Source organism: Citrobacter sp. Cb031 (genome assembly GCF_030336725.1).
GTDB lineage: Bacteria > Pseudomonadota > Gammaproteobacteria > Enterobacterales > Enterobacteriaceae > Citrobacter > Citrobacter braakii.
Map to the genome: position 1 here is coordinate 20,463 of NZ_JAOWDA010000001.1, position 25,004 is coordinate 45,466.

A 25,004-nucleotide genomic window follows, 5' to 3' on the forward strand; every position below is an offset into this window, starting at 1 on the left:
GTTATTATGTCTTCCCACAATACCCCATACACGCTGAAAGATATTTCTCGCCCTGGCGGTGGATTTGCCATGCTGGCCGTTGATCAGCGTGAAGCAATGCGCCTGATGTTTGCAGCGTCTGGATATCCTAAACCGGTTGCCGACAGCGTATTGACTGATTTTAAAGTTGCAGCAACACAAATTCTGTCTCCCTACGCTTCAGCGGTTCTGGCAGATAAACAATTTTGTCTCGATCAGATTGTCTCTCAAGGTGCAGTCGCTGATTCATGTGGACTGATTGTGGCGGCTGACCATTTTGTTCCGGGTAATGGTATTCCAGTTGATAGTGTCGAAATTGATAGAGCGATTGATCCGCATAAAGCCCGCGAAATGGGTGCGAAAGCCATGAAGTTGTTGGTGCTGTGGCGTGAAGATGAACCTGCAGAAGAACGTTTGGCTATGGTGGCTGAGTTTGTTCAACGCTGCCGTAGCGCAGGGTTGGTCAGCATCATTGAGCCGGTTGTCCGACCTCCTCGTCGTGGTTGGGAATTTGACCGGGAAAGCGCCATCGTTGCCGCAGCGGCTGAACTCGGCTGCACCGATGCTGACCTCTATAAAGCTGAAATGCCATTAGGCGGCAAAGGTGATGAACAGACCCTACTTGCTGCGTGTCAAAAGTTGCATGAACAAATGAAAATGCCGTGGGTCATTCTCTCTTCTGGTGTTGATGCGGATATTTTTGGCCGCGCGGTCCGTATCGCCATGAAGGGGGGAGCTTCCGGATTCCTGGCAGGGCGTGCCGTTTGGGCATCGGTTGTTGGTGCTCAAGATCCGCAAACAATGTTGCGTGATGTGTCGGTTCCACGCTTACAACGCCTGGCAGAAATCGTCGATGAAGGGATTTCTCAGCGTTAATCACCCATTTTAACGAATCTGGAGAAGAACCATGGATAAGATTACCCAAGTTCTATTTTCTGATATTGGGAAGGTGACCACCCAATATGTTGAGCTGCCGCACCAGGAACTTAAACCGCAAGAAGTCCGCATTGCTCCGGTGTTTTACGGAATATGTGGCTCTGATCTGCATGTACTGAAGGGAGGGCACCCATTTGCAAAACCTCCGGTTGTGCCTGGACATGAAATTGCGGCACGCGTAACTGAAGTGGGCAGTGAAGTGACGAATGTTAAGCTGGGCGATCATGTCGTAGTCGACCCAATAATGGCCTGCATGGAGTGCCGTGCTTGTAAAGCGGGTCGCTTTAATCTGTGTGAGCCGCCACAGGTTGCTGGCTTTCGGGCGCCGGGTTTTGCCCGCTCGCAGCACATTGTACCTGCACGAAACTGCCATGTTGCACCTGCTTCGTTACCACTAAAAGCACTGGCTTTCGCTGAGCCCGCAGCCTGCGCGCGTCATTGCGTGAGCCGTATGCCGAAAGCGTCATTGGAAAGTGTACTAGTGATTGGTGCAGGGACAATTGGCTTATCCATCGTTCAAGCATTGCGCATCATGGGCGCGGGAAAGATCACCGTCATCGAACCTGATGCCGCTAAGCGCGCGTTGTCGTTAAAGCTAGGTGCCACGGAAGTCTGGGCTCCGGGGGAATTGGATGCACAGGTCCGTTTTACGGGGGCAATTGATGTTGTTGCTGCCCAGACCACGCTGAATGATGCATTTACCCACGTTTATGCTGGCGGAACGGTAGTGTGCATGGGGGTACCGAGTGGCCCACGTGAAATTCCTCTTCCGATGATGCAGCGCTTCGAACGCGATTTGTTGAATTCCGGCATGTATATCCCGGAAGACTTCGATGCCGTGATTGAATGGCTTGCGGATGGGCGGTTTGACACCAGCGAACTGGTGACCGATCTCTTCCCTGTCGAAGATGCGGATAAGGCGTTTGAACGTGCGCAGCAAAATGACTCTATAAAAGTCATGCTGCAATTTGCTGAGGTTTGATGCTGTAACCCTCTGTCTGGCGCTGCTTAAGGGTAGCGCCATCCTACAACAATGAAAAAGGATGCTGCGATGAGTCACATCACCAGTCCTACACCTTACTCGATCGGTCGTCCCCAGGACGTGATTGATATTGTTAATAAACATTCAGCAGTAAACACCAGTGTCGGCGTCATTTTTATCGCTCTTGGCGGCATTCTAATTGATGCCTATCAGGCGGCGATGGTGGGGTTTGGTAATAAATATATTGCATTGCAATTTGGTATTTCGCCGGGGCTGGCGGCGACGGTTAACGCCTCTGTTTTAGTTGCCGCTCTGATTGGTGGATTGCTGGCGAACCGTGTGATTAACCGCTTTGGTCAAAAGCGTGCATTTATCATCGGAATGGGCCTGTGCACAATAGGTGCCGCAGCTGTCGCGATAGCCCCGAACATCTGGTGGGTGCTGGTGTGTCGCGTAATCATGGGATTTGGCTTGGGTATTGATTTCCCGCTGGCAACAAATGCGGTGGCAGAACTACGCGGCTCAACATCTAAGAAAACCGGTTCATCGGTTAATCTCTGGCAAATGGCCTGGTATGTATCAACTACGGTCGTCTATCTTGTGCTGCTTCCACTGCTGTTGTCGGGTATCGCAGAAGAGCAATTATGGCGCTATGGTATTTTCATTGGTGCTATTTTTGCCATCATTATCATGATCCTACGCTATTTCTTCATTGGCGAATCCGCAATGTGGGCCGCACGAGTCGGACGTTATGATAAAGCCTGCGATATTCTGGCTAAACGCTATGGTGTTCATGCTCGCGTTGCTGCCAAGTCAAAAAGCGATGATATTTCTGCTGAAAAAACAGAAAGTAAGTTTCATGGCGGGTATGGGATTTTATTTAACTCACGTTATCGCAAACGTACCATTCTCGGCTGCGTTGTGGCGACGATGCAAGCCTGGCAATATAACGCCGTGGGCGTTTATTTACCGCTGACTTTGGCGGGAATACTGAGCGGTGGATTAACCGGGGCACTTAGCGGTTCTGCGGTAGTGAATGCCCTGTGTGGCATTACAGGTGGATTGATTGGTTCACTTATCCTCCAGCGTTTGGGAACTCGCCTTCAGTCGATGTATGGTTTCGCCGTCGTAACGGTTGCATTACTGGCTTTAGGTGCATTAGCAACCACCAACCCATGGCTTTCTTTAGGTTTGTTGGGCGCGATCATTTTCTTCCATTCAGCGGGCCCGGGCGGCCTGGGAATGACCATTGCCACACTTTCTTATCCGCCATCTATTCGCCCGACAGGCGTAGGATTTGCTCGTGCAATTATGCGTACTGGGGCGATTGCCGGACTTATTTTCTGGCCAATGTTGTGGGGTGCATTAAAGACAGAAGCGTTCTATTGGCTGGCAATTGTTCCTTTTCTCGGCTTCTTGACATGCGTGTTGATTAAGTGGGAACCACTTGGTGCAAACGTTGACGCTGAAGACGCTGAGGTACTGGCTGAGCTGGATAAATAACAAGCAAGCGCGTCGCAACATGTCGACGCGCTTTTTCGTATATCCGCCGCTTTTTTAGTGATTTTATTGCGCAGATTTCTCGCCGACCCGGAGAGGAAAATTATGGCTGAAATAGAACATGTACCAGGGAAAGAGCTATCCGGCAAAGCCATGAGACGCGTTGTCATGGGCAGTTTCGCTGGCGCGTTGATGGAATGGTACGATTTTTTTATTTTCGGAACGGCAGCAGGGCTAGTCTTTGCTCCCCTGTTTTTCCCTGATAGCGATCCTTTTATTGGTTTAATCGCCGCATTCGCGACCTTTGGTGTGGGTTTTCTATCACGTCCGCTAGGGGGCATTGTTTTTGGCCATTTTGGCGATAAAGTCGGTCGCAAAATAACGTTGATTTGGACGTTAGCGATAGTTGGTTCCTCAACGTTTTTAATCGGCTTCATACCAACATACAAGGACATTGGTATCTGGGCCCCGATTATATTGATGGTTCTTCGTCTGGTGCAGGGGTTTGGTCTGGGTGGGGAATATGGCGGGGCTGCATTGATGACTATTGAATCTGCGCCTGAGGCGAAGCGTGGGTTTTTAGGTTCGCTCCCACAAACGGCAGCCTCGGTTGGGATTATGCTGGCGACAGGGGTGTTTGCATTATGCAATCACTTCCTGACCCAGGAAGAGTTTCTGGCCTGGGGATGGCGTATCCCTTTTTGGCTCTCTGCCATCATGTTAATTGTTGGGATGTTCATACGGTTACATACTGAAGAAACACTGGATTTTAAAAAACAAAAAACGGCTGTCTCACAGGAACAATCAGCACCACCGTTGATTGAACTTTTCCGTAAGCATCCGCGTAACATTCTGTTGGCGCTAGGGGCCAGGCTGGCAGAGAGCGTTTCGTCGAACATCATTAATGCCTTTGGTATTGTCTATATTTCCAGCCAGTTGGCATTATCAAGGGATATTCCACTCAACGGCATGCTAATCGCCTCAGCAATTGGCATTGTATGTTGTCCATTAATTGGTTGGATCTCTGACCGCGTTGGGCAACGGAAGATGTATTTATTTGGCGCTGGTTTTTGCATCCTTTTTGCATTCCCATTCTTCCTGCTGCTGGATACGAAAAGCACACTTATCATCTGGTGCTGCATGATTCTTGGCTATAACCTGGGGCCAACGATGATGTTTGCAGTACAGCCCACCTTATTTACTCGTATGTTCGGAACACGAGTGCGTTATACGGGTCTTTCATTTGCCTATCAGTTCTCCGCAATTCTGGGTGGGTTAAGCCCGCTAATTGCCTCCAGCTTGTTGGCGCTGGGAGGCGGGAAACCGTGGTATGTAGCACTGTTTCTGTTTGTTATCTCAATACTTTCATTCATTTGCGTCTGGCTTATTGAGCCACATTCAGACAATAAAAATGACGCTAATAACATTTAACTTCTTACCGAAATATCAGAGAGCAATAACATGAACAATGAGTTGAATACTGAGCATTATCAAGCATTACAGCGTGCTTTTGATGCCGCCTGGCCGGGACCGATCGGTCAACCTATTTTGCTGGAAAAAGGACATTTACGTCTGCAAGTTTTTCCGCGTGATGGTGCCAGAATCACCTCGCTACAGGCATTTGGTTTTGAAGTGTTACGTCAATGGGAGCCACAGCGTAAAGCATTTCAGTATGGCTGCTTTCCTATGGTTCCTTGGGCAGGCCGCCTTGGCGATGCAACGTTGACAGTGGGGAAGAAACAGTACGCATTACCTGCTAACAAACCGCCTCATGCTCTACATGGTATGGCCTGTTATTCATCATGGGAAATTGTCGAACATAAAGCGGATACCTTGAAACTGAGCATGCCACTGGGCGCTCCATGGCCATGGCAAGGAGAGGTCCTGCAAACGCTGACCATTGAAGACGATGCGCTAATTCTACGCTTAGAAATTCATACTTTGTCTGAAACATTCCCTGCATCAGCTGGATGGCACCCTTGGTTTGCAAAACGACTCGACCAGCAGAATGAACAAGAACAATTACAGGTACTTTTTGATGCTGATTGGCAGGAAGAGGCTGGAAACAATGAGCTACCAACCGGTAAAAAAATCCCTCCACAATCAGGTCCGTGGGATGACTGCTTTGGTTTTAATAACGGTCTCAATGTCAGATTACAGTGGCCTGGTAAGCTGGGTATGACAATGACATCGAGTGCGCAAAGTCTGGTTGTCTTTGATAAACAGCCCGATGCAACTTGTGCCAATCCGCTTACTCAGGCGCCAAATGCGATAAATAGGACACCGCAGTTTGTCAGTGCAGGTCTTCCGTTGGTGATTGAGTCACGCTGGCAATTTGCACAGGAATTCTGATGGCTTAGCCAATAATCCCAACAGGGACGCATAGTCAAACTTCTCCTTTCCCGCTACAGTTATTCATCCACGGCGAATAAGGAGAAGGGCATGCTCTATATCTTTGATTTAGGTAATGTGATTGTCGATATCGACTTCAACCGCGTGTTGGGCACATGGAGCGATCTGAGCCGTGTACCGCTGGCCTCGCTGAAGCAAAGTTTCACCATGGGGGAGGCTTTTCACCAGCACGAGCGAGGTGAAATAACGGATGAAGCCTTTGCCGAGGCGCTATGTCATGACATGGCGCTGCCGCTAAGTTACGAGCAGTTCTCTCACGGCTGGCAGGCCGTTTTTGTGGCATTGCGCCCTGAAGTCATCGACATCATGCATAAGCTGCGTGAGCAGGGGCATCGGGTGGTCGTCTTGTCGAATACTAACCGTCTGCACACAACATTTTGGCCGGATGAATATCCTGAAATTCGTCAGGCTGCTGACCATATTTATCTTTCCCAGGATCTGGGCATGCGAAAACCGGAAGCGCGGATTTACCAGCATGTCCTGCAGTCTGAAGGTTTTTCTGCGGAAGATGCGGTCTTTTTTGACGACAACGCCGATAATATTGAAGGAGCTAACCGGTTAGGGATTACCAGTATCCAGGTCGTCGATAAAACGACCATTCCTGACTATTTCGCGAAGTTGTTATGTTAAAAAATGTTCAGCAACAAGCCAGGCATCATACGCGTCCTGTACGGGCCTGGCTGAAGCTACTATGGCAGCGGATTGATGAGGACAACATGACGACGCTGGCAGGGAATCTTGCCTACGTTTCACTGCTCTCATTAGTGCCGCTTATCGCCGTTGTGTTTGCTCTTTTCGCCGCATTTCCGATGTTTTCCGACGTCAGTGCCCAGCTACGTCATTTTATTTTTGCAAACTTTATCCCGGCGACGGGAGACGTCATCCAGCGTTATATCGAACAGTTTGTCGCCAACTCGAACAAAATGACGGCCGTTGGGGCATGTGGGCTGATTGTCACGGCGTTATTGCTGATGTATGCCATTGATAATGCTCTGAATACTATCTGGCGCAGTAAGCGCACTCGTCCCAAAGTTTACTCTTTCGCCGTCTACTGGATGATTTTAACGCTGGGGCCGCTGCTGGCGGGGGCTAGTCTGGCGATCAGCTCTTATTTGTTGTCATTGCGCTGGGCCAGCGATCTCAACTCGGTGATTGATGACGTCTTGCGTATTTTCCCTCTGGTGCTTTCCTGGCTCTCGTTCTGGCTGCTTTACAGCATTGTACCGACTACGCGTGTGCCCAATCGTGATGCGGTTATTGGCGCCTTTGTGGCCGCCGTGTTGTTCGAGGCCGGAAAGAAAGGATTTGCGCTCTACATCACGATGTTCCCGTCGTATCAGCTCATTTACGGTGTCCTGGCGGTGATCCCCATTTTATTTGTCTGGGTATACTGGACGTGGTGTATCGTCTTGCTAGGCGCGGAAATAACTGTCACTCTCGGGGAATACCGCAAACTTAAACAAGCCGCAGAACAAGAAGAAGCAGATCAACCATGATTGCATTAATTCAGCGCGTAACCCGTGCCAGCGTCACCGTGGAGGGCGAGGTGACGGGTGAAATTGGCCCAGGACTTTTGGTCTTGTTAGGTGTCGAAAGGGATGATGACGAACAGAAAGCGAACCGTCTGTGCGAGCGCGTACTCGGCTATCGAATCTTTAGCGATGCCGAAGGAAAAATGAACCTCAACGTGCAGCAATCAGGTGGCAGTGTGCTGGTGGTTTCACAGTTCACGCTGGCGGCAGATACCGAACGTGGCATGCGCCCGGGGTTTTCGAAAGGCGCTTCGCCCGAGCGGGCAGAAGCGCTGTATGAATACTTTGTTGAGCGTTGCCGCCAACAGGAAATGAATACGCAAACCGGTCGATTCGCTGCGGATATGCAGGTTTCACTGGTTAATGATGGCCCCGTGACGTTCTGGTTACAAGTATGAACCAGCTACCGGTGTGGCCGCGGGCAACAAGAGAGAATACGACTATGTATCACCTTCGAGTACCGCAAACAGAAGAAGAGTTGGAGCGTTACTACCAGTTTCGCTGGGAGATGTTGCGTAAACCGTTGCACCAGCCCAAAGGCTCCGAACGGGATGCCTGGGACGCGATGGCGCATCACCAGATGGTGGTGGACGAAGAGGGAAATCTGGTCGCGGTTGGGCGTCTGTATATCAATGCGGATAACGAAGCCTCCATACGCTTTATGGCCGTTGACCCCTCTGTGCAGGAGAAAGGGTTGGGCACGCTGATGGCGATGACCCTGGAGTCTGTGGCGCGTCAGGAAGGGGTAAAGCGCGTAACCTGTAGCGCCCGTGAAGATGCGGTCGAATTTTTCGCCAAACTGGGGTTTGTGAGCCAGGGCGAAATTACCACGCCGCAAACTACGCCGGTGCGCCATTTTTTGATGATTAAACCCATCGCAACGCTGGACGACATTCTCCATCGCGGGGACTGGTGCGGACAGCTACAGCAAGCCTGGTACGAACATATTCCATTGAGTGAGAAAATGGGCGTGCGCATTCAGCAGTACACCGGGCAGAAATTTATTACGACGATGCCAGAGACAGGCAATCAGAACCCGCACCATACGCTGTTTGCCGGAAGCCTGTTTTCACTGGCGACGTTAACGGGCTGGGGGCTTATCTGGCTGATGCTGCGCGAGCGTCATCTGGGGGGGACGATAATCCTCGCCGACGCGCATATCCGATATAGCAGGCCAATTACCGGGAAACCTACCGCTATTGCCGATCTGGGCTCGCTGAGCGGTGACCTGGACCGTCTGGCAAGAGGCCGCAAGGCGCGCGTTCAGATGCAGGTCGGGGTGTTTGGCGATGACACGCCGGGCGTCGTGTTTGAAGGTACCTACATTGTGCTACCCGCGAAACCGTTTGGCGCATATGAAGAGGGCGGGAATGAGGAAGAGTAGGTCAGAGGGGATCCTCTTTACTCGATGAATGCGTCTGCCGGAAGGTTAAAGCGTTCTGCGAGCATTTTAATATGACTTACAGTCAGTGCTCTGCGACCATTCAAGATGTTGCTGACATTGGATTTTGAACCAAGTTCGTTGGCAAGATCTGCTGCTTTGAGACCATATTGATCCATGAGCGTACGCAGTAACGCAACGCCATGAGGAGTATGTTCCAGTTGTTGGTTGAGGGCACTGAACTCAGGCGCATGTTTTTCGTAGTCGCGGATCCGAGCTGAAAGCAGCTCAAACAACGGGTTTTCCAGGTCGTTACGATCAACCAGAAACTCCACCAAAGCGAGTGCTTTTCGGTACTCTGCCTCATTTTGTTCTTTGCCTAACAGGGGGATTTTTTTCACTGCATCGGTAAAGGTATCGATCATCAATTTTACACTGGCTGTGTCTATCTGATGGCTTTCATGCGTTCTCATTCTTTGTGACCCCGATAGTATGTGGTTAGTCTGTCATACTCGGCATGGTGAACGATATGCTTCACAAATACCTTTTGCAGTTTGAAATCAATATAGGCAATAAGTCTCAAGCAGTTACCTGAAACATTAATCACCCACCATTTATTTCTGTATTTAAAATTATCCAGTGAAGGTATGTACTGCTTCATCTCTTCAGGAGTGTGGAACATTTTTTTCTCTAAAATATTCAGCAAATCAACGAGTGCTGCCATGTGGTTTGGAAAACGGAGTATTGCCTCGTTGAAAGGTTTTCGGCTGATAACATGCATGGTGTAGTTCCATTACAAGGTTTTCAACCTGAAAACAAAATAACGCAAGGTAATTAAGTTTTCAAGATGAAAGCAAAATATTAATCAAGCATGTCTTCCTGATACAGGATTTACGACGCGCCAGGCCACATCTCGCATAACATTTCGTGCCGCCTGGCTCACTCCTGCCAGCTGGAAAAATCCGTGGATAACGCCAAGATAGCGTTGGCAGGTACACTCCACGCCCTGCTCCTGGAACCGTTGATACAGGGCTTCGCCCTCATCGCGCAGTGGGTCGAATTCGGCTGTAATGATGTGCGTGGGCGGCAGACCGTTGAAGTCTTCACGCCAGACAGGGCTGGCTTCGGGATGCCGCAGGTCGGTTTGCGGCAAATACATCTCGTAACCCGAAAGCAACGTGTCACGTGTGATAATGTAATCCTGCCCATTTCGGTCGTAGCTCTCAAACTTGGCGGTCGCGTCCAGCATCGGGTAAATCAGCATTAGCTGCGCAGGTTGCCATTGATTGGCAGCTTTCAGGCGCAGTGCAGTGATCAGCGCCAGATGCCCGCCCGCACTGTCGCCAGCAAGCGTAATCCTGCCGCGGTCGACACCCAGTTTCTGGGCATACTTCCAGATAATATTGGCTCCCGTTTCAGCGTCGTTATGTGCAGCCGGGAAAGTATGCTCTGGTGCAAGGCGATACTGCACCGCAATGACTCGACAGCCGCTGTACCAGGCGAGCTGCCTTAGCTGGTTATCATGCGTCGCGAATCCGCCACTGACAAAGCAGCCGCCGTGATAATAGATAACGCAGGGTAGATTTCCCGTGGCGCCCCGCGGCGAAACAACGCGAAATGTCATTTCATCGAGTTCAATATCTTCAACCTGTACGCGGGTTTCAGTTTCTCCTGCCAGTACCGTGCTGACAATGTAGCCTGCTCTCCGGTCATCAATATTTTGCTCGCGCGAAGAAGGGCGTCCCGCCGCGATAAATGCCTCAACCAACTGTGCAATCCCGATTTCCAGTGCCATTTATTATTTTCCTTATCTGTATGGATATACAGTTTTATAACCTGGATAACCGCGAATGAGAATGGGAAAAGTGGTGGGGTGTACGATTCTGGAAAGCGGCTCGCAAAAGTAAAAATCGTTCGCGTGAAGGCTATTTTCTCGCTTTTCTCGGGTGTATGTTGTGTGGGAATTAATCGCCAATGATATACTGGAGGTATATGTGAGTATGATGGCTGGGATGGATATGGGCAGAATTTTACTCGATTTATCAGACGAAGTGATCAAACGTCTTGATGATCTCAAGGTGCAGCGTAATCTGCCGCGGGCCGAGCTTTTGCGGGAGGCTGTTGAACAGTATCTTGAGAGGCAGGATCAAGCTGAAACGACAATTTCACGTGCTCTTGGGCTATGGCAAGGTTGTGAGGAAGATGGCGTTGATTATCAGCGTAAACTCCGTGAGGAATGGTAATGGTCACAGGATCTGCGCTTTTTGATACCAACATCCTCATCGACCTGTTTAGCGGGCGAAGTGAAGCAAAACTAGCGATAGAAACATGGCCGCCGCAGAACGCAATCAGCCTCATTACATGGATGGAGTTGATGGTGGGCGCAAAAAAATATCATCAGGAATCTCGCACACGCGTTGCGCTAGGCGCTTTTAATGTGATCGGTGTTTCACAGGATATTGCTGAACGAAGCGTGAGTATCAGGCAGGAATATGGGATGAAATTGCCGGATGCCATCATTTTGGCCACTGCGCAGATTCATCGTCTTACACTGGTTACGCGTAATACCAAGGATTTTGCAGGCATATCCGGCGTGGTCACACCGTATACGTTATAACCCGGGCGACCTGCGCCGCCCGGTAGTGCGAAGAACTTACTCCCCTTCACCCGGGAACAGGAACGGGTTGATGGAGCTGCGGGCAAAGCCCTCTTGCTCCATGTGTGCGTCCAGCATCAGTGAAGCGAGATCGTCGGCTACGGCCTCGACTTTCGGGTCTTTTTCCTGATAGAGAATCTTCAGGTAAGTCCCGCAATCGCCGCAGCTTTCAGCTTTAATTGCCGCCTGTTCGTTATCCAGCGACCAGTAGTTCAAATCACGGCTCTGCTCACAGTTGCTGCACTTCACGCGCACCACGTGCCACTCGGTTTCGCACAGGTTGCAGTGCAAATAGCGCAGCCCCTGAGTGGTACCGATTTGCACCATGCTGGAGACCGGCATTGAACCACACACCGGGCAGTACTGACGCTGTTCGCCGTATTCCGCACGGGCTTTGCCGGGGATCAGGCTCGCCATCTGCGCCCAGTAGAGCGACAGGGCAGCCCAAATGAACGGTGCTTTGTCGCTGCTGACGGAGGCGAAATCGGAGGCAAACAGCGCGCTGGCCATCAGTTCCAGCTCCTGCTCCGAGGCTTTTTCCAGATTCTCGATTACGGCCAGCGCAGGGCCGCTCATTTCCGGCTTCAGCTCAGCAATTAGCGATTGCAGCAGTTTTTGCCAGTGCTTGTCGCGTGGCAGAACGTGGATATCCAGTGGCGGTTTGCCCTGATCGTTCGCTTCTTTGATGCGAGCGGTCAGATCCATCTGCAGCGGATGGTCGTACAACACCACTTCCTGCGCGTGAGCGATCAGCGCGGCAAAACGCAGGTAATCACCCAGCGGGTTGTTCTCGGCCAGCTCGCGCAGACGTTCAGCGCGGCGGTTATACAAATTTTTGAGTCTGGGGAATAATAACGGCGGAATCATATCCGCCGTGCGTTTCTCGCTCTTCTCCAGCTCATCTTGCGGGATTATGCGAATACTCATTCAGATGACTTTTCCTGTTTCTGGCGGACTTCACGGTACCAGCGCGGGTGATGTTTCTTCGCCCATGAGCTGGTAACCCATCCTTCCACCATCGCGGTAATGGTGCCTTTCACCCAAAGGGCGGCGTAAATGTGCACCATGATAACCACAATTAACGCTACTGCGGCAAATGAATGCAGCATTAACGCGAATCGGATCACCGGGATTGAGAAAGCAGGCGCAAAATACGGACGCCAGATGACCACTCCGCTCACCAGCAACAGGACCAGGAAGATAATCGCCGCCCAGAATACGCATTTCTGGCCGAAGTTATAACGTCCCGTGTCACCTACTTCCTCGTTGACGACAATCTTACGAATATTCTTCGCCCAAAAGATATCATCCCGATTGATTAGATTGTGGTGCCAGTAACGGAAAAACATGATGATAAACGAGGCAAACATGATCACGCCGACAAACGGGTGCACAATTCGCGCCAGTTGCGGCGTGCCCATGATGTGCATCAGCCAGTTAAAAGACGGGAAGAGAAAACCCATCCCGCTCACTGCCGCCAGAATGAAACAGAAGGCGGTGATCCAGTGGTTGATGCGTTCCGGCGCCGTGTAGCGCACGATGGTGTCACGTCGTTTCATTTGCGCACCTCGTCTTTTTCTTCATGCAGATTGTCTTCTTCCTCTTCCGCACGGTTCGGGCCTACGCCGACGTAGTGGAAGATACTGGCCGCAAATGTCGCTGCAAAGCCGACGGCTGCGAGAGGTTTCCAGATGCCTTTCCAGAACTTCACGGTGGCGCTGATTTCCGGGTTCTCCGGCAGACCGTGGTACAGATTCGGCTTGTCCGCATGGTGCAATACGTACATCACGTGCGTACCGCCAACGCCTGCCGGATCGTACAGACCCGCGTTTTCGTAACCACGCGTTTTCAGCTCCGCCACGCGCTCACCGGCCAGCGTTTTCATCGACTCTTTAGTGCCGAAATGAATAGCGCCGGTTGGACACGTTTTCACGCAGGCTGGTTCTTGTCCGACCACTACACGGTCAACGCACAGCGTACATTTGTAAACGCGGTTGTCTTCCGGGTTGAGGCGCGGCACGTCGAACGGGCAGCCCGCGATACAGTAGCCACAGCCGATGCACTGCTCGGACTGGAAGTCGACGATACCGTTGGCATACTGAATGATTGCTCCTTCGGCCGGACACGCCTTCAGGCAGCCCGGATCGGCGCAGTGCATACAGCCATCCTTGCGGATTAGCCACTCCAGTTTGTCGTTTTGTTCCACTTCCGAGAAGCGCATTACCGTCCAGGATTTAGCGGTCAAATCAGCCGGGTTGTCGTACACCCCAACGTTGTTGCCCACTTCATCACGGATGTCGTTCCATTCTGAACACGCCACCTGACACGCTTTACAGCCGATACAGGTGGTGACGTCGATAAGCTTCGCCACCTCTTCCTGATGGTCCCGCGCCTGAGGCGCGGGGGTGAAACCGTTAGTGGCGGAACGACGAATGATGTCTTGCGATTGATAAGCCATAGGTCGTCTCCGTTACACCTTTTCCACGTTCACGAGGAAGGACTTAAATTCCGGCGTCTGCGTGTTTGCATCACCGACGAATGGCGTTAACGTGTTAGCGATAAAGCCTTTTTTCGCCACACCTTCGTAGCCCCAGTGAATCGGGATTCCGATAGTGTCGATATCCTGACCGTTGGCCTTCAACGTGCGAATACGTTTAGTCACCACCGCTTTGGCTTTAATGTAGCCACGGTTAGAGGAGACTTTGACGGTATCGCCATGAGAGATACCGAGCTTATTCGCCAGCTTCTCGCCAATTTCCACAAACTGCTCCGGCTGGGCGATAGCGTTAAGCAGCGCATGCTTAGTCCAGTAGTGGAAGTGCTCGGTCAGACGGTAGGTCGTACCGACGTACGGGAACTTATCCGCTTTACCCAGTGCTTCCGCGTCACCTTTAAAGATACGTGCGGCAGGGTTAGAGATAACGTTCGGGTGCAGCGGGTTAGTCCCCAGCGGCGTTTCAAACGGCTCGTAGTGTTCCGGGAACGGACCTTCTGCCATCTTATCGATAGCAAACAGGCGTCCCATCCCTTCCGGCTGCATGATGAACGGCCCAACGTTGCTGCCCGGCGCGGCGGCACTGTAGTCTGGAATATCCATCCCGCTCCATTTCGCCCCGTCCCATTTCAGGATCTGACGTTTTGGATCCCACGGATTCCCCTGCGGGTCAGCGGAGGCGCGGTTATACAGAATGCGGCGGTTGAGCGGCCACGCCCATGCCCAGCCCAGCGTATTGCCAAGGCCTGACGGATCGGCGTTATCGCGACGTGCCATTTGGTTGCCTTCCGGCGTCCAGCTACCGGCAAAAATCCAGCAGCCGCTGGAGGTGGTACCGTCGTCACGCAGTTGGGCGAACGAGCTAAGCTGTTGGCCTTTCTTGACGATAACGGCACCGGTGGCCGGGTCGATAATGTCGGCCAGGGCTTTTCCGTTGCTCTCCATCGCCACTTCTTCCGAAGCCGGTTCGTGTGGGGTGGAGTAGTTCCAGGTCATGCTCAGTACCTGTTCCGGGTTCGCGCCACCCTGCTCGGCATACATCTTGCGCAGACGCAGGAAGATACCGGCGAGGATTTCACCATCGGTAACGGCAATCCCCGGGGCATCCGCACCTTTCCAGTGCCACTGCAGCCAGCGACCGGAGTTGACGATAGAACCGTTCTCTTCGGCGAAGCAGGTGGACGGCAGACGGAATACTTCAGTCTGGATTTTCGACGGGTCAACATCGTTCGACTCACCGTGGTTCTGCCAGAAGGTGGAGGTCTCTGTGTTGAGCGGGTCGATGGTGACCAGGAACTTCAGTTTGGACAGTGAAGCCACAACCTTGTTTTTATTCGGGAATGATGCGACCGGGTTAAAGCCCTGGCAGATATAGCCATTCACTTTGCCCTGGTTCATCATCTCGAAGTACTGCAGGACGTCGTACCCTTTATCCCACTTCGGCAGCCAGTCGAAGCCCCAGCTGTTTTCCGCTGTCGCTTTATCGCCAAAGAAGGCTTTCATCATCGAAACGAAGAATTTCGGGTAGTTGCCCCAGTAGTTCACCTGGCCTTCCAGCAACGGTTTTGGCGTGTTGGCGGCAAGGTAAGTTTGCAGGTCAGTTTGCTTCTCGCTTGGCAGCGTCATGTAGCCCGGCAGGCTTTGTGACAGCAGACCTAAGTCGGTCAGACCCTGAATGTTAGAGTGTCCGCGCAGAGCGTTAACGCCGCCGCCTGCCATCCCCATATTGCCCAGCAGCAACTGGATCATCGCCATGGTACGGATGTTCTGCGCACCAACGGAGTGTTGCGTCCAGCCCAGTGCGTACAGGAACGACGCGGTTTTATCTGGGCGGCTTGTTTCTGCGATGTACTCACAGACCTTCAGGAAGTCGGCCTTTGGCGTACCGCAGATATTTTCTACGACGTCCGGCGTGTAGCGGGAGACGTGCTGTTTCAGCAGGTTCCATACGCAGCGCGGGTGTTGCAGGGTGACATCGCGTTTGGCGAAGCCTTTTTCATCCAGTTCGTAGTTCCAACTGGTTTTGTCATACTTGCGTTTGTCCGCGTCGTAGCCGGTAAACAGGCCATCTTCGAAACCGTAATCCTCACGCACGATCAGGCTGGCGTTGGTATAGGCTTCAGTGTATTCGCGGTTGAATTTTTCGTTGTTCAGCAGGTACAGCAAAACGCCTGACAGGAAAGCAATGTCAGTACCGGAACGAATCGGAGCATAGAAATCAGCCACCGCCGCGGTTCGCGTAAAGCGCGGATCGATAACAATCAGCTTCGCGCCGTTGTGAATTTTGGCTTCCATCGCCCAGCGGAACCCGACCGGGTGAGCTTCAGCGGCGTTACCGCCCATCACCACAACGAGGTTGGCGTTTTTAATGTCGACCCAGTGGTTGGTCATCGCACCGCGACCAAATGTTGGAGCAAGACTTGCTACCGTTGGTCCGTGTCAGACGCGTGCCTGGTTGTCGACCGCGAGCATACCAAGCGCGCGGGAGAATTTTTGTGTTAAATAGCCGGTTTCGTTACTGGAAGCGGAAGCACACAGCATCCCGGTGGAAAGCCAGCGGTTAACGGTTACGCCTTCGGCGTTTTGTGCAACGTAGTTAGCGTCGCGATCTTCTTTCATCAGCTTAGCGATGCGGTCAAATGCCTCATCCCAGCTAATCTGTTGCCACTTATCAGAGCCAGGTGCGCGGTATTCCGGGAATTTCAGGCGGCTTTCAGAGTGGATGAAGTCCACAAGTCCTGCCCCTTTCGGGCACAGTGCGCCACGGTTCACCGGGTGATCCGGGTCCCCTTCGATATGGAAGATGGATGCTTTGGCGTTTTTTGCTCCGTCACCGAGACTGTACATTAACAGTCCACAGCCAACGGAACAGTAAGTGCAGGTGTTACGGGTTTCGCGGGTGCGCAGCAATTTATACTGCCGTGTTTCCGCTAGCGCTACGCCGGGTGCAAAGCCCAGTGCCGCTGCCGTGGTGCCTGCCATACCGCCAGCGCAGATCTTAAAGAACTGCCTTCTGCTGACCTGCATGGTTCGCTCCTTGTTTCGACATTGTCACGTTCCCTTCGTTTTCCTATAACGCGAACGCGAGGGAAGTGGTTGTTATTTTTCTTTGCGGACGGGACCGCAAAGGTCCAGAATTGGGTGAATTTCCCTCCGTCCAGGAGGGGTTTGTAAAGAATACCACAATGTTGGTATGCGTGTTCCAATACGGTTAAAAGAAAGTGAATAAGATTATTCAAGAAAACATCAAGAATGTGACATCTCCGACAGGATCTCGTCAGTTGACCCTCTGGAAGCGCGAGGACTTGCAACATCCTCAGCCAGATGAGGTAGCTGAGGAAGTGCCTGTGGCACTGGTATACAACGGGATTTCACACGTGGTGATGATGGCATCACCGAAAGATCTTGAGCACTTCGCGATGGGTTTTTCACTTTCTGAAGGCATTATTGAGTCCTCGCAAGATATTTACGGGATGGACGTGGTGCCTTCCTGCAACGGATTAGAAGTGCAGGTTGAGCTGTCCAGCCGGCGCTTTATGGGGCTGAAAGAGCGTCGTCGCGCACTGGCCGGTCGGACTGGCTGCGGTGTTTGTGGCGTGGAACAACTTAATGATATTGGCAAACCGGTCCAGCCGCTGCCGTTTACCCAGACATTCAATCTGGCGCATCTCGATAACGCCTTAAGGCATCTCCCTGATTTCCAGCCTGTTGGGCAACTGACAGGCTGCACGCACGCGGCTGCCTGGGTACAGCCGTCAGGTCATCTGGCGGGCGGACATGAAGATGTTGGACGTCATGTTGCGCTGGATAAACTGCTGGGACGACGTGCGATCGAAGGGGAAACCTGGCAGCAGGGCGCGGTATTAGTCTCCAGCCGCGCCAGCTACGAGATGGTGCAGAAGTCGGCAATGTGCGGCGTGGAAATCCTGTTTGCTGTTTCTGCGGCGACAACGCTCGCTGTTGAAGTTGCCGAACGCTGTAACCTGACGCTGGTGGGTTTTTGCAAACCGGGCCGGGCGACGATTTATACACATCCCGAGCGTCTGATAACTGAGTAACCAGTATTCAATTAATTTGAATAAGACTGGCAAATCCTTCCGCTTTTAGTTGTGCGATGAGATGGCTATTATTTATCACATCAAGGCACGGTGCCTTAATCAAACAACTAAGTTAAAGGGTTTATATCATGAAAAGCATCAAAACTTTTGTCGCAGTTATCGCTCTGGCTACTTCTTTCGGTTCTTTCGCTGCTCAGACAGTTACCGCAACTGGTTCTACACTGGAAAGCGCTGAAGCAAAAATTGCCGCTCAGGCTGAACGTGCAGGTGCCAGCGATTATAAAATCACTCAGGCATACACCGGCAACCGCGTGCACATGACCGCTGAACTGCTGAAATAAGATACCTCAGTACTGTCGAAAGAGCGCCCTTGAGGCGCTTTTTTCATTTCCGGCATTCACTGCCTGAGCAATGCGATAAACGCGTTATAGTCTTTCAATCCCGCAATAGTTTCTGCCGGATGGCTGCTCAGCACGCTGGATAAATAACTGAAGATTTTTAGCTCATGCCGCGCCTCGGCGGCGGCACAGGCGATTAGGACATGGCTGACCGGTTCGTTATTCACCAGAATAGGGTGTGCGAGGGTAATAAAGAAACCACGAAAGCGGCGCTCCTGTTCGCTCCAGCAATGAGGAATCGCCAGGCGATTCACGATCAGGTTTTCACCTTCATGCTCCCGGGCGCAAATGCGCAGCGCTTCGTCCTCGGTGATATGGCTCTGTGCCACAAGCTGGCCGCAGATCCGGCCGATGATACTCTGCCACCTTTCGGCCTTCATATTGGCGTAATGGAAGCTGCCCGGCTGTAAAAAGAAACGTTCGGGCTGCTGGCGGATAAAGGCCGTCGCGAGGAAGTGTTTAATCTGCTCGGTACCCGCAGAGGTGATGATATTCTTGATGGTTAAGGTATTTTTTATAGATTCATCAAGTAAATAGTGACTATTGTTGATGATTAACACTGGGGTGATTTCTTCACTGATGGCGCTGACTTCACTCGTATTTCGCGCAATGATCACCCGACAATTCAGAACATCTCGCTCAATGGCCTGTTGGTTGATGGTGGCGATAGCATTCTGGTCGGATAACAAAATGACCGGCTGGCGCTCGTTTTGATGGCGCTCCAGGGCGCAGGCGAAGTAAAGCCCGATGAGGTCGCTATCGAACAGTGGGATATCCAGTTTTTCACGCAACAGGGCAATAAAACGCAGACTCAAATCGAAGGCGGCAGGCCAGGTCGACTTCAGGTTGTGCATACTGCTCTGGCGATGTTCCGGTACCCAAACCGGGGCAGAGACGCATCTCAGCAGGTGGCCGGTAATATTATCAACCAGTTGGGTATCGATAACGTGCAACGCAGCGATGCCGGGAACGCTTTTTAACAACAAGGTCACCGCATCGGCAGAGATTGTCATTGCCTGCCGTTGTCTGATTTCCAGAAGGCCGATCAGTGTTCTGAAGGCGTTCTCGCCCATGTAGACTCCTCCTTGTTCCACCGCATTTTTCAGTGAAACATACCGACACTCCGGCCATGATCCGGAGAGCTGGTTACGCAGGGCATAGACGGCCAGCACCAGACTTGCCAGGTACTCTCCCGAGATGAGCGGGAATTCATTAAGTTTTTCACATGCTGCATTGAGCCTGTCGATGTTGTCCCGGGTAATACCCGGCAGTGGAATTAAGAGGGGATCTTTTTTAAGCAGATTCGCCAACAGGATAATGCGCTTTTCTTCTGGTTCATCAATGAAATGACCGACGCCCGGGCGACTGGCAAGACAAAAGGCCCGCTCATAGCGCTGCTTCAACCGTGGGAGACGATCGGCCACCCAGGTTTCAGGTAAATTGAGCGCCGAAGCCAGCTGTACACGCGGTGTAAAGGTATTGAGCAGAAGAAAGGCCAGCAACCGGTCATCATTATCATGGCGTTGCAGAAGCTGAAAATAACCGCGTCTGTCGACAATTTCCAACTGATAGCCCGCACTGCCGCCGGGCTGAATGCGGGCCTTACCGCTGAGGGTAAAATTGAGGTAGTCAATATCGCGCAGGATGGTTCTGCCTGAAACGCCAGTTTGCCGCGCCAGGTCGCCCAGCAAACACGGCTGCTGTTCAAGAAGATCCACCAATTTTAACTGGCGTTCCGAAAGCATTAACTCTCCCGGCGAAAGTCAGTAAACGCGCGGACCTTTTCGGTCGACAGCGAGGTGAGCAGTTCGTGCACCAGCGTAAACAGCGCGTCGTAATCCGATGCGGAAATCATGCCGCTGTTGGCGTGGAGATAGCGAGTCGGCAGGCATAGCGCCGCCACCGGACGACCGCCGCCCATAACGTTATAGCGTCCACCGTCCGTCGCCCCGGTTTTCATGGTGCAAAACTGCAATGACGCACCGCTGTTTTCTGCACACGCTTTTAATGTGGCAACCAACTGCTGATTAGGGAAATAGCGCTTATCGAACAGCATCAGCCCTGGGCCCTCGCCAAGCTTGAGTGGGTATTTAATGCTGTCGATTCCGGGCACATCGCCCGCAACCGCAGTATCCAGCACGATAACCACATCGGGCTTGATATGCTCCGCTGAGGTTTGCGCCCCGCGTAGACCCACTTCTTCTTCCACACTGCCCACGCCGTACAGGGTAATTTCAGGGTTATTCACGGTTTGTAAAAGCTCGGCCATTAGGGCGCAGCCGACGCGATTATCCAGCGCTTTGCCGACGATCTTATCTTCGCCCCAGCGAGCGAAATTGGCTTCCGGGCTAACGAAATCACCGATCGCAATTCCGCGGTTTTCTACTTCTTCGCGGCTGTTGGCACCAATATCGATGAACATTTCGTCAAATGTCAGAGGTTGCTGTTTCTGCTTTTCCGTTAAGGCGTGCGGTGCTACGGAGCCGATTATGCCAGGGATTTTAACGCCCTTGCGGGTACGGATGGCGACCCGGTGGTTCAGCATCGACTGGCTCCACCAACCGCCAATGGTGGTGAAGCGCAAAAAGCCGCTTTCGTCGATATGCGTGACCATAAAGCCCACTTCATCCATGTGACCGACGATGGCAACCTTCGGCCCACGGTTGCCCTTGCGTGCGACAAAGCTGCCGAGGCCGTCAAAAGTGATTTCATCGACGCTGGAATCCAGCGCATTAATGAGAAGAGTGCGAACTTCCTGCTCATCACCGCTGACGGCGCTGGCTTCGCATAACTGCTGAAGTAACTCAATGTTCATGGGCAAGCTCCTGCTGTGCGGCTTTACGTTTCAGCCACAATCCTTTCAGGATGATAATTAACGAAATGTTCAGCGCCAGACCGATAGCCAGCACCAGGTAAAATGCCCCCACCGGAGACATCAGGCCAATCAGCGGATCAAAGATACCTAAACCCGGCGCGAGACGTTTGATTCCAAAGGCGATGACCAGCATGCCGGTAATACCACCGGAGAGCGTATTGGCGGTAATCATCGGCAGCGGCGCGGCCAGCGCATAGGGGATTGCCGGTTCGGTGGCGACGGTGGCACCCACCACAATCGCACTGCTGGCGGCGGCCTTCTCCTGCTGGGTAAACAGTTTCGGCGCTAAATAGGTAGCGATACCTGCCGCGACGGGCGGCATCAGCGCCACCACGCCGACGATGGCGTACCAGTCATAGATATGTTTTTCCAGCAGTGAGAAGCAGAAGAACCAGGCCGTTTTATTGATTGGCCCGCCCATATCAAATGCCAGCATTGCGCCAACGAGGAAGGCTGCGCCCATTTTCATTGATGGTGGAATGGTGTTCAGGAAGTGCAGCAGCCCCCCCATGATGTCGGACATCACCGGGCCGATGACGTAATAAGTCAGTACGCCAAACACCAACAAAGTGACAAACGGGATCAGCATGGAGCCGAGCAGCGGCTGCAACGCTTTGCCGAGCCGAACCTTGCGAAACCAAAGCACAAAGTAGCCAATTGCCAGCCCGAGTACGACCGCGCCGAGAAACCCCGCGCCGGACTGGGTGCCGAGTAGGCCTTTATCGTTCGCCAGGTAACACACCAGAAACGCCGGGGCAAAAGCGGGCTTATCGGCAATCGACCACGCGATGTATGCCCCCATAATGGGGATCATAAAGGTGAAGCCCAGATAGCCGATGGATTCAACAACCCAGGTGAACGACGGCGCACCTTTCGACATATCGGCATAGGGCAAACCGAACTGCACCAGCATATTAGCGATGGCAACCAGAATACCGCCGCCAATAACAAACGGCAGCGCGGCGGAAACGCCAGCCATCAGGTGGCTCATCACGCTACCGTGCTGGACCTCCTGTTTTCCCAGCTTCACACTGCTATCAGTGGCAAAAAGTTGTGAATGAGTCGGTAACTGCGTAAAAATCAGGTCGATATTTTTCAGCGCCTGGGAAATGGCTATTTCATAGACTTTTTTCCCGGCGAAACGCGCCCGGTCTTCGCCGCTCAGGCCGCGACCTGTAGCCAGAATAACGTAATCGGCAGCGGCAATTTCTTCACTGGTCAGTCGGTTTTCGACGCCGCTTGAGCCCTGGGTTTCGACTTTAATCGTATGGCCGAGCGAGCGCGCTTTTTGCTTCAGCGCTTCTGCCACCATATAAGTGTGGGCGATACCCGCCGGACAGTTGGTAATCGCCACTAAACGCAAGGATGACTCCATAGCCGCTTCCTTATGAGGTTAAGGTCTGATTGAGCAGGGCGAGCACCTGGTCGGTGTCGCCTTGCTTCAGTTGGTTGATGAAATCTTGATGGATAATTTTGCGGCACAGGGTGCCGATAATTTTGACCTGATCGTCCTCGCCCGTTTGTGGCACGCCGAGGCAGATCCAGCAGTTAACGTCCTCGCCGTCGCTGGCTTTCCAGTCCACTTTTTCTGATTTGCGCGCGAACAAGACGAAGGGGCGTGTGATACAGGCGCTTTTACCGTGTGGGACGGCAATGCCCGAACCAAAGCCGGTGGAATGCAGCTTTTCGCGTATCAGCAACGTTTGTAGGAAGGCGCTGCGGTCAGAGACGTAGCCATTTTGAAGCGCCATATTCGCCAGTTGCTTGAGGATGGCATAAACGCTATTCCCCTGAATATTCAGGTCAATGCAGTTAGCTGTAAGGGCTGTCATGGTGGGACTCCGTTAAAAACTGTTTGATTTGATTTTAACGGTGAGATGGTGAAGAGATGAGCAGCAATATGTCAGCGGGAAGTGACAATTTGAGGCAGAGTTAGCGCCTGGTTTTGTGGGGTAAAACACATAACGCTACAGGTGATTACCCTGATGAATATTTCGCCAGGGTAATTATATGGTTAGTGTATACCCAGCATTCGTAACAGCGCGGTTACCACCGCGGCGGCAACGATCACCACGATCAGCGGCATCTTGCGCCAGGCGAGAAATACCGCAAAAACCACGCCGAGTACGCGCGCCATTCCGGCAAAGTGTTCGCCCTCGTAAAAGGTGGTCGCCAGCGCAACGGAGAACAGTAATACCGTTGCGGCGTCGGAAAGCAGCGCCTGCGAGCGTTCTGAGAACGCTAAACGGCTTCCAAGCTTGGCTCCCCCTAAACGCATTAAATATGTTCCCAGAGATAACATGGCGATACCGACGATAAACAGCGTCATGTTGCCCATTATTTTTTCCTCGTCAGTAAGCCAAAGAGTGAGAGCAAAACCGGTAAACCGACCGGCGCAAAGGGAATGGCGGCAAGCGACAACGTGGCGCCGCTACAGGCACGAATCAGCGTAGTGCGGTTTTTGAATGCCGGGACGACCAGAGCCAGCAGAATGGCAGGGAAGACGGCATCCAGACCGATGGTTTCCGGGGCAGGGAGCAGTTTGCCGACGCCTGCGCCGATCAGGGTGCCAACAGGCCAGAAAATTGCGACGCCCAGACCGCACAGCCAGTAGGCGGCTTTACGCTGCTCTGGCGTTTTTTGCGACAGACCGAACACCACGCTTTCGTCGTTCATAATATGACAGCCGAGGAAACTGGCAGCTCGGGTGCCCACCAGATCGCGCACGGTGACGCCGAACGGCACGTGTCGGGCGTTAACCAGTAAACCGGCAGCCGCAGCCGCCAGTGGATTACCACCGCTGGCGATAATGCCGATAAACATAAACTCGGACGCGCCCGCCAGCACAGTAATAGAGAGTACAAACGGTACCCACAGCGGGAAGCCGTAGGCCATCGCCAGCGAGCCGTATGACATGCCGACTACACCGACGGCCAGACAGACTAAAAATATTGCTTTTATCGTGTCGCCTTTGAGACTGGAAAAATAATGTTTCATACCGTTTTAGCCATATCGAACGAGTTTCCATTATAATGAACGCGACCAATTGGCTTTACAAGTCGAACAATTCGTTCGATATAAAAAACATGGAGTCGTGAATGACCCAGCCCATCAGTATGATCGCGAAAAGTCTGGTGCGTGAACGTCAGCGCACCGGTTTGTCGCTGGCGGAGATTGCCCGTCGCGCGGGGATTGCAAAATCGACACTCTCGCAATTGGAAGCGGGCAATGGGAATCCTAGCCTGGAAACGCTCTGGTCGCTGTGTGTGGCGTTAGATATTCCCTTTGCGCGCTTGCTGGAACCGCAGGAGCAAAAAACGCAGGTGATTCGCCGCGGCGAAGGGACAAAAGTCGTGGCTGAGCAGGCCCACTATCAGGCCATTTTACTGGCCGCCTGCCCACCAGGCGCGCGGCGGGATATCTATCTGCTGCTGACGCAGCCGGGCGCGGATCGTATTTCACAACCGCATCCACCGGGATCGGTTGAACATATTATCGTAACGCAGGGTAAGGCGATGGTGGGATTGACGGAAGCGCCGGAGGAGTTAGGTGAGGGCGATTATATTTGTTACCCTGCCGATCAAGCGCATATCTTTAAAGCACTGGAGCCTGACACTCAGGCGATTCTGGTTTCTGAGCAGAGTTAATTGAACGCTTATTAAATAAAGGCGCGGCGATTGTCGTTCGCGCCTTTATTATTTTTAATTATATTTTATTGTTATTCATATAAAATTGTTTTTATTATTTTTCGTTAATTTCAGC

The 25,004-nt window shown here is 52.3% G+C and carries 27 protein-coding genes; 14 read left to right on the forward strand and 13 right to left on the reverse strand.

Going from position 1 to position 25,004, the window contains the following annotated elements; all coding sequences use genetic code 11:
- Positions 1-6: 6 nt before the first annotated feature.
- The 9 genes from OGV93_RS00105 (at position 7) to fabY (ending at position 8,764) form a co-directional block, all read left to right on the forward strand.
- Positions 7-894, forward strand: coding sequence for an aldolase (locus OGV93_RS00105; RefSeq protein WP_016157868.1), 888 nt, complete (start codon positions 7-9; stop codon positions 892-894).
- Positions 895-925: 31 nt separating this feature from the next.
- Positions 926-1,936, forward strand: coding sequence for a zinc-dependent alcohol dehydrogenase (locus OGV93_RS00110; protein WP_016157869.1), 1,011 nt, complete (start codon positions 926-928; stop codon positions 1,934-1,936).
- A gap of 69 nt (positions 1,937-2,005) precedes the next feature.
- Positions 2,006-3,439: an MFS transporter gene (locus OGV93_RS00115; protein ID WP_049041375.1), complete on the forward strand. Its 1,434-nt coding sequence runs from the start codon at positions 2,006-2,008 to the stop codon at positions 3,437-3,439.
- A 102-nt stretch (positions 3,440-3,541) separates the two neighbouring features.
- Positions 3,542-4,867, forward strand: coding sequence for an MFS transporter (locus OGV93_RS00120; RefSeq protein ID WP_016157871.1), 1,326 nt, complete (start codon positions 3,542-3,544; stop codon positions 4,865-4,867).
- 30 nt (positions 4,868-4,897) lie between these two features.
- On the forward strand, positions 4,898-5,788 hold the full coding sequence (locus OGV93_RS00125) for an aldose epimerase family protein (protein ID WP_287109293.1): 891 nt from the start codon (positions 4,898-4,900) through the stop codon (positions 5,786-5,788).
- 90 nt (positions 5,789-5,878) lie between these two features.
- Positions 5,879-6,478: a glucose-1-phosphatase gene (gene yihX / locus OGV93_RS00130; RefSeq protein WP_016155174.1), complete on the forward strand. Its 600-nt coding sequence runs from the start codon at positions 5,879-5,881 to the stop codon at positions 6,476-6,478.
- Positions 6,472-7,344, forward strand: a complete 873-nt coding sequence (locus OGV93_RS00135) for a virulence factor BrkB family protein (protein ID WP_019077938.1) — start codon at positions 6,472-6,474, stop codon at positions 7,342-7,344. The genes yihX and OGV93_RS00135 overlap by 7 nt, the downstream gene beginning before the upstream one ends.
- Positions 7,341-7,778, forward strand: a complete 438-nt coding sequence (gene dtd, locus OGV93_RS00140; RefSeq protein ID WP_016157874.1) for a D-aminoacyl-tRNA deacylase — start codon at positions 7,341-7,343, stop codon at positions 7,776-7,778. The genes OGV93_RS00135 and dtd overlap by 4 nt, the downstream gene beginning before the upstream one ends.
- A gap of 44 nt (positions 7,779-7,822) precedes the next feature.
- Positions 7,823-8,764, forward strand: coding sequence for a fatty acid biosynthesis protein FabY (fabY, locus tag OGV93_RS00145; RefSeq protein WP_003825286.1), 942 nt, complete (start codon positions 7,823-7,825; stop codon positions 8,762-8,764).
- Between the two features lie 17 nt (positions 8,765-8,781).
- On the opposite strand, the gene OGV93_RS00150 is transcribed toward fabY, so the two are convergent.
- From OGV93_RS00150 to OGV93_RS00160, 3 genes are all read right to left on the reverse strand, one after another.
- A complete protein-coding gene (locus OGV93_RS00150; protein WP_080859878.1) occupies positions 8,782-9,234 on the reverse strand; it encodes a helix-turn-helix domain-containing protein in 453 nt (150 codons plus the stop codon).
- Positions 9,231-9,542, reverse strand: coding sequence for a type II toxin-antitoxin system HigB family toxin (locus OGV93_RS00155; RefSeq protein WP_019077936.1), 312 nt, complete (start codon positions 9,540-9,542; stop codon positions 9,231-9,233). Before OGV93_RS00155 ends, OGV93_RS00150 begins: the two co-directional genes overlap by 4 nt.
- 84 nt (positions 9,543-9,626) lie before the next feature.
- A complete protein-coding gene (locus OGV93_RS00160) occupies positions 9,627-10,556 on the reverse strand; it encodes an alpha/beta hydrolase (RefSeq protein WP_101700779.1) in 930 nt (309 codons plus the stop codon).
- A gap of 205 nt (positions 10,557-10,761) precedes the next feature.
- Between OGV93_RS00160 and OGV93_RS00165 the strand changes: the two genes are divergently transcribed.
- Both OGV93_RS00165 and OGV93_RS00170 read left to right on the forward strand, forming a co-directional pair.
- Positions 10,762-11,004, forward strand: a complete 243-nt coding sequence (locus OGV93_RS00165; RefSeq protein ID WP_016155181.1) for a ribbon-helix-helix domain-containing protein — start codon at positions 10,762-10,764, stop codon at positions 11,002-11,004.
- Positions 11,004-11,378, forward strand: a complete 375-nt coding sequence (locus OGV93_RS00170; RefSeq protein WP_101700778.1) for a type II toxin-antitoxin system VapC family toxin — start codon at positions 11,004-11,006, stop codon at positions 11,376-11,378. The genes OGV93_RS00165 and OGV93_RS00170 overlap by 1 nt, the downstream gene beginning before the upstream one ends.
- Before the next feature lie 36 nt (positions 11,379-11,414).
- On the opposite strand, the gene fdhE is transcribed toward OGV93_RS00170, so the two are convergent.
- Genes fdhE through fdnG form a run of 4 tightly spaced genes read right to left on the reverse strand, consistent with a single transcriptional unit; the run spans position 11,415 to position 16,938 of the window.
- A complete protein-coding gene (gene fdhE, locus OGV93_RS00175) occupies positions 11,415-12,344 on the reverse strand; it encodes a formate dehydrogenase accessory protein FdhE (RefSeq protein WP_003028685.1) in 930 nt (309 codons plus the stop codon).
- The gene (gene fdoI, locus OGV93_RS00180; RefSeq protein ID WP_003028686.1) at positions 12,341-12,976 is read right to left on the reverse strand and encodes a formate dehydrogenase cytochrome b556 subunit; all 636 of its coding nucleotides are present in this window, start codon (positions 12,974-12,976) and stop codon (positions 12,341-12,343) included. Before fdoI ends, fdhE begins: the two co-directional genes overlap by 4 nt.
- Positions 12,973-13,875: a formate dehydrogenase O subunit beta gene (gene fdoH / locus OGV93_RS00185; RefSeq protein ID WP_003028691.1), complete on the reverse strand. Its 903-nt coding sequence runs from the start codon at positions 13,873-13,875 to the stop codon at positions 12,973-12,975. The genes fdoI and fdoH overlap by 4 nt, the downstream gene beginning before the upstream one ends.
- Before the next feature lie 12 nt (positions 13,876-13,887).
- A complete protein-coding gene (fdnG, locus tag OGV93_RS00190) occupies positions 13,888-16,938 on the reverse strand; it encodes a formate dehydrogenase-N subunit alpha (protein ID WP_088583081.1) in 3,051 nt (1,016 codons plus the stop codon).
- Between the two features lie 194 nt (positions 16,939-17,132).
- Here fdnG and fdhD point away from each other — a divergent pair, with 194 nt between their 5' ends.
- Together fdhD and OGV93_RS00200 are read left to right on the forward strand one after the other, a co-directional pair.
- Complete coding sequence (gene fdhD / locus OGV93_RS00195) at positions 17,133-17,969, forward strand: formate dehydrogenase accessory sulfurtransferase FdhD (RefSeq protein WP_049040549.1); 837 nt, start codon at positions 17,133-17,135, stop codon at positions 17,967-17,969.
- Between the two features lie 128 nt (positions 17,970-18,097).
- Entirely contained in the window at positions 18,098-18,310 is a 213-nt protein-coding gene (locus OGV93_RS00200; protein ID WP_003825262.1) for a YdgH/BhsA/McbA family protein, read from the forward strand.
- A 56-nt stretch (positions 18,311-18,366) separates the two neighbouring features.
- On the opposite strand, the gene OGV93_RS00205 is transcribed toward OGV93_RS00200, so the two are convergent.
- From OGV93_RS00205 to OGV93_RS00230, 6 genes are all read right to left on the reverse strand, one after another.
- On the reverse strand, positions 18,367-20,112 hold the full coding sequence (locus OGV93_RS00205; RefSeq protein ID WP_287109294.1) for a putative frv operon regulatory protein: 1,746 nt from the start codon (positions 20,110-20,112) through the stop codon (positions 18,367-18,369).
- Positions 20,112-21,182, reverse strand: a complete 1,071-nt coding sequence (locus tag OGV93_RS00210; protein ID WP_181598699.1) for an aminopeptidase — start codon at positions 21,180-21,182, stop codon at positions 20,112-20,114. Before OGV93_RS00210 ends, OGV93_RS00205 begins: the two co-directional genes overlap by 1 nt.
- Entirely contained in the window at positions 21,172-22,617 is a 1,446-nt protein-coding gene (locus OGV93_RS00215) for a PTS fructose-like transporter subunit IIBC (RefSeq protein WP_287109295.1), read from the reverse strand. Before OGV93_RS00215 ends, OGV93_RS00210 begins: the two co-directional genes overlap by 11 nt.
- A 10-nt stretch (positions 22,618-22,627) precedes the next feature.
- A complete protein-coding gene (locus tag OGV93_RS00220) occupies positions 22,628-23,074 on the reverse strand; it encodes a PTS fructose transporter subunit IIA (protein WP_049282350.1) in 447 nt (148 codons plus the stop codon).
- A gap of 182 nt (positions 23,075-23,256) precedes the next feature.
- Positions 23,257-23,580, reverse strand: a complete 324-nt coding sequence (locus tag OGV93_RS00225; RefSeq protein ID WP_104651895.1) for an AzlD domain-containing protein — start codon at positions 23,578-23,580, stop codon at positions 23,257-23,259.
- Positions 23,580-24,239 carry an AzlC family ABC transporter permease gene (locus tag OGV93_RS00230; RefSeq protein ID WP_016155191.1) on the reverse strand — a complete coding sequence of 220 codons (660 nt, stop codon included), beginning with the start codon at positions 24,237-24,239 and terminating at the stop codon, positions 23,580-23,582. Before OGV93_RS00230 ends, OGV93_RS00225 begins: the two co-directional genes overlap by 1 nt.
- A 101-nt stretch (positions 24,240-24,340) precedes the next feature.
- Between OGV93_RS00230 and OGV93_RS00235 the strand changes: the two genes are divergently transcribed.
- Positions 24,341-24,889 (forward strand): helix-turn-helix domain-containing protein, encoded by a 549-nt coding sequence (locus tag OGV93_RS00235; protein WP_016155192.1) that lies wholly within the window; start codon positions 24,341-24,343, stop codon positions 24,887-24,889.
- The last annotated feature ends 115 nt before the right edge of the window (positions 24,890-25,004 follow it).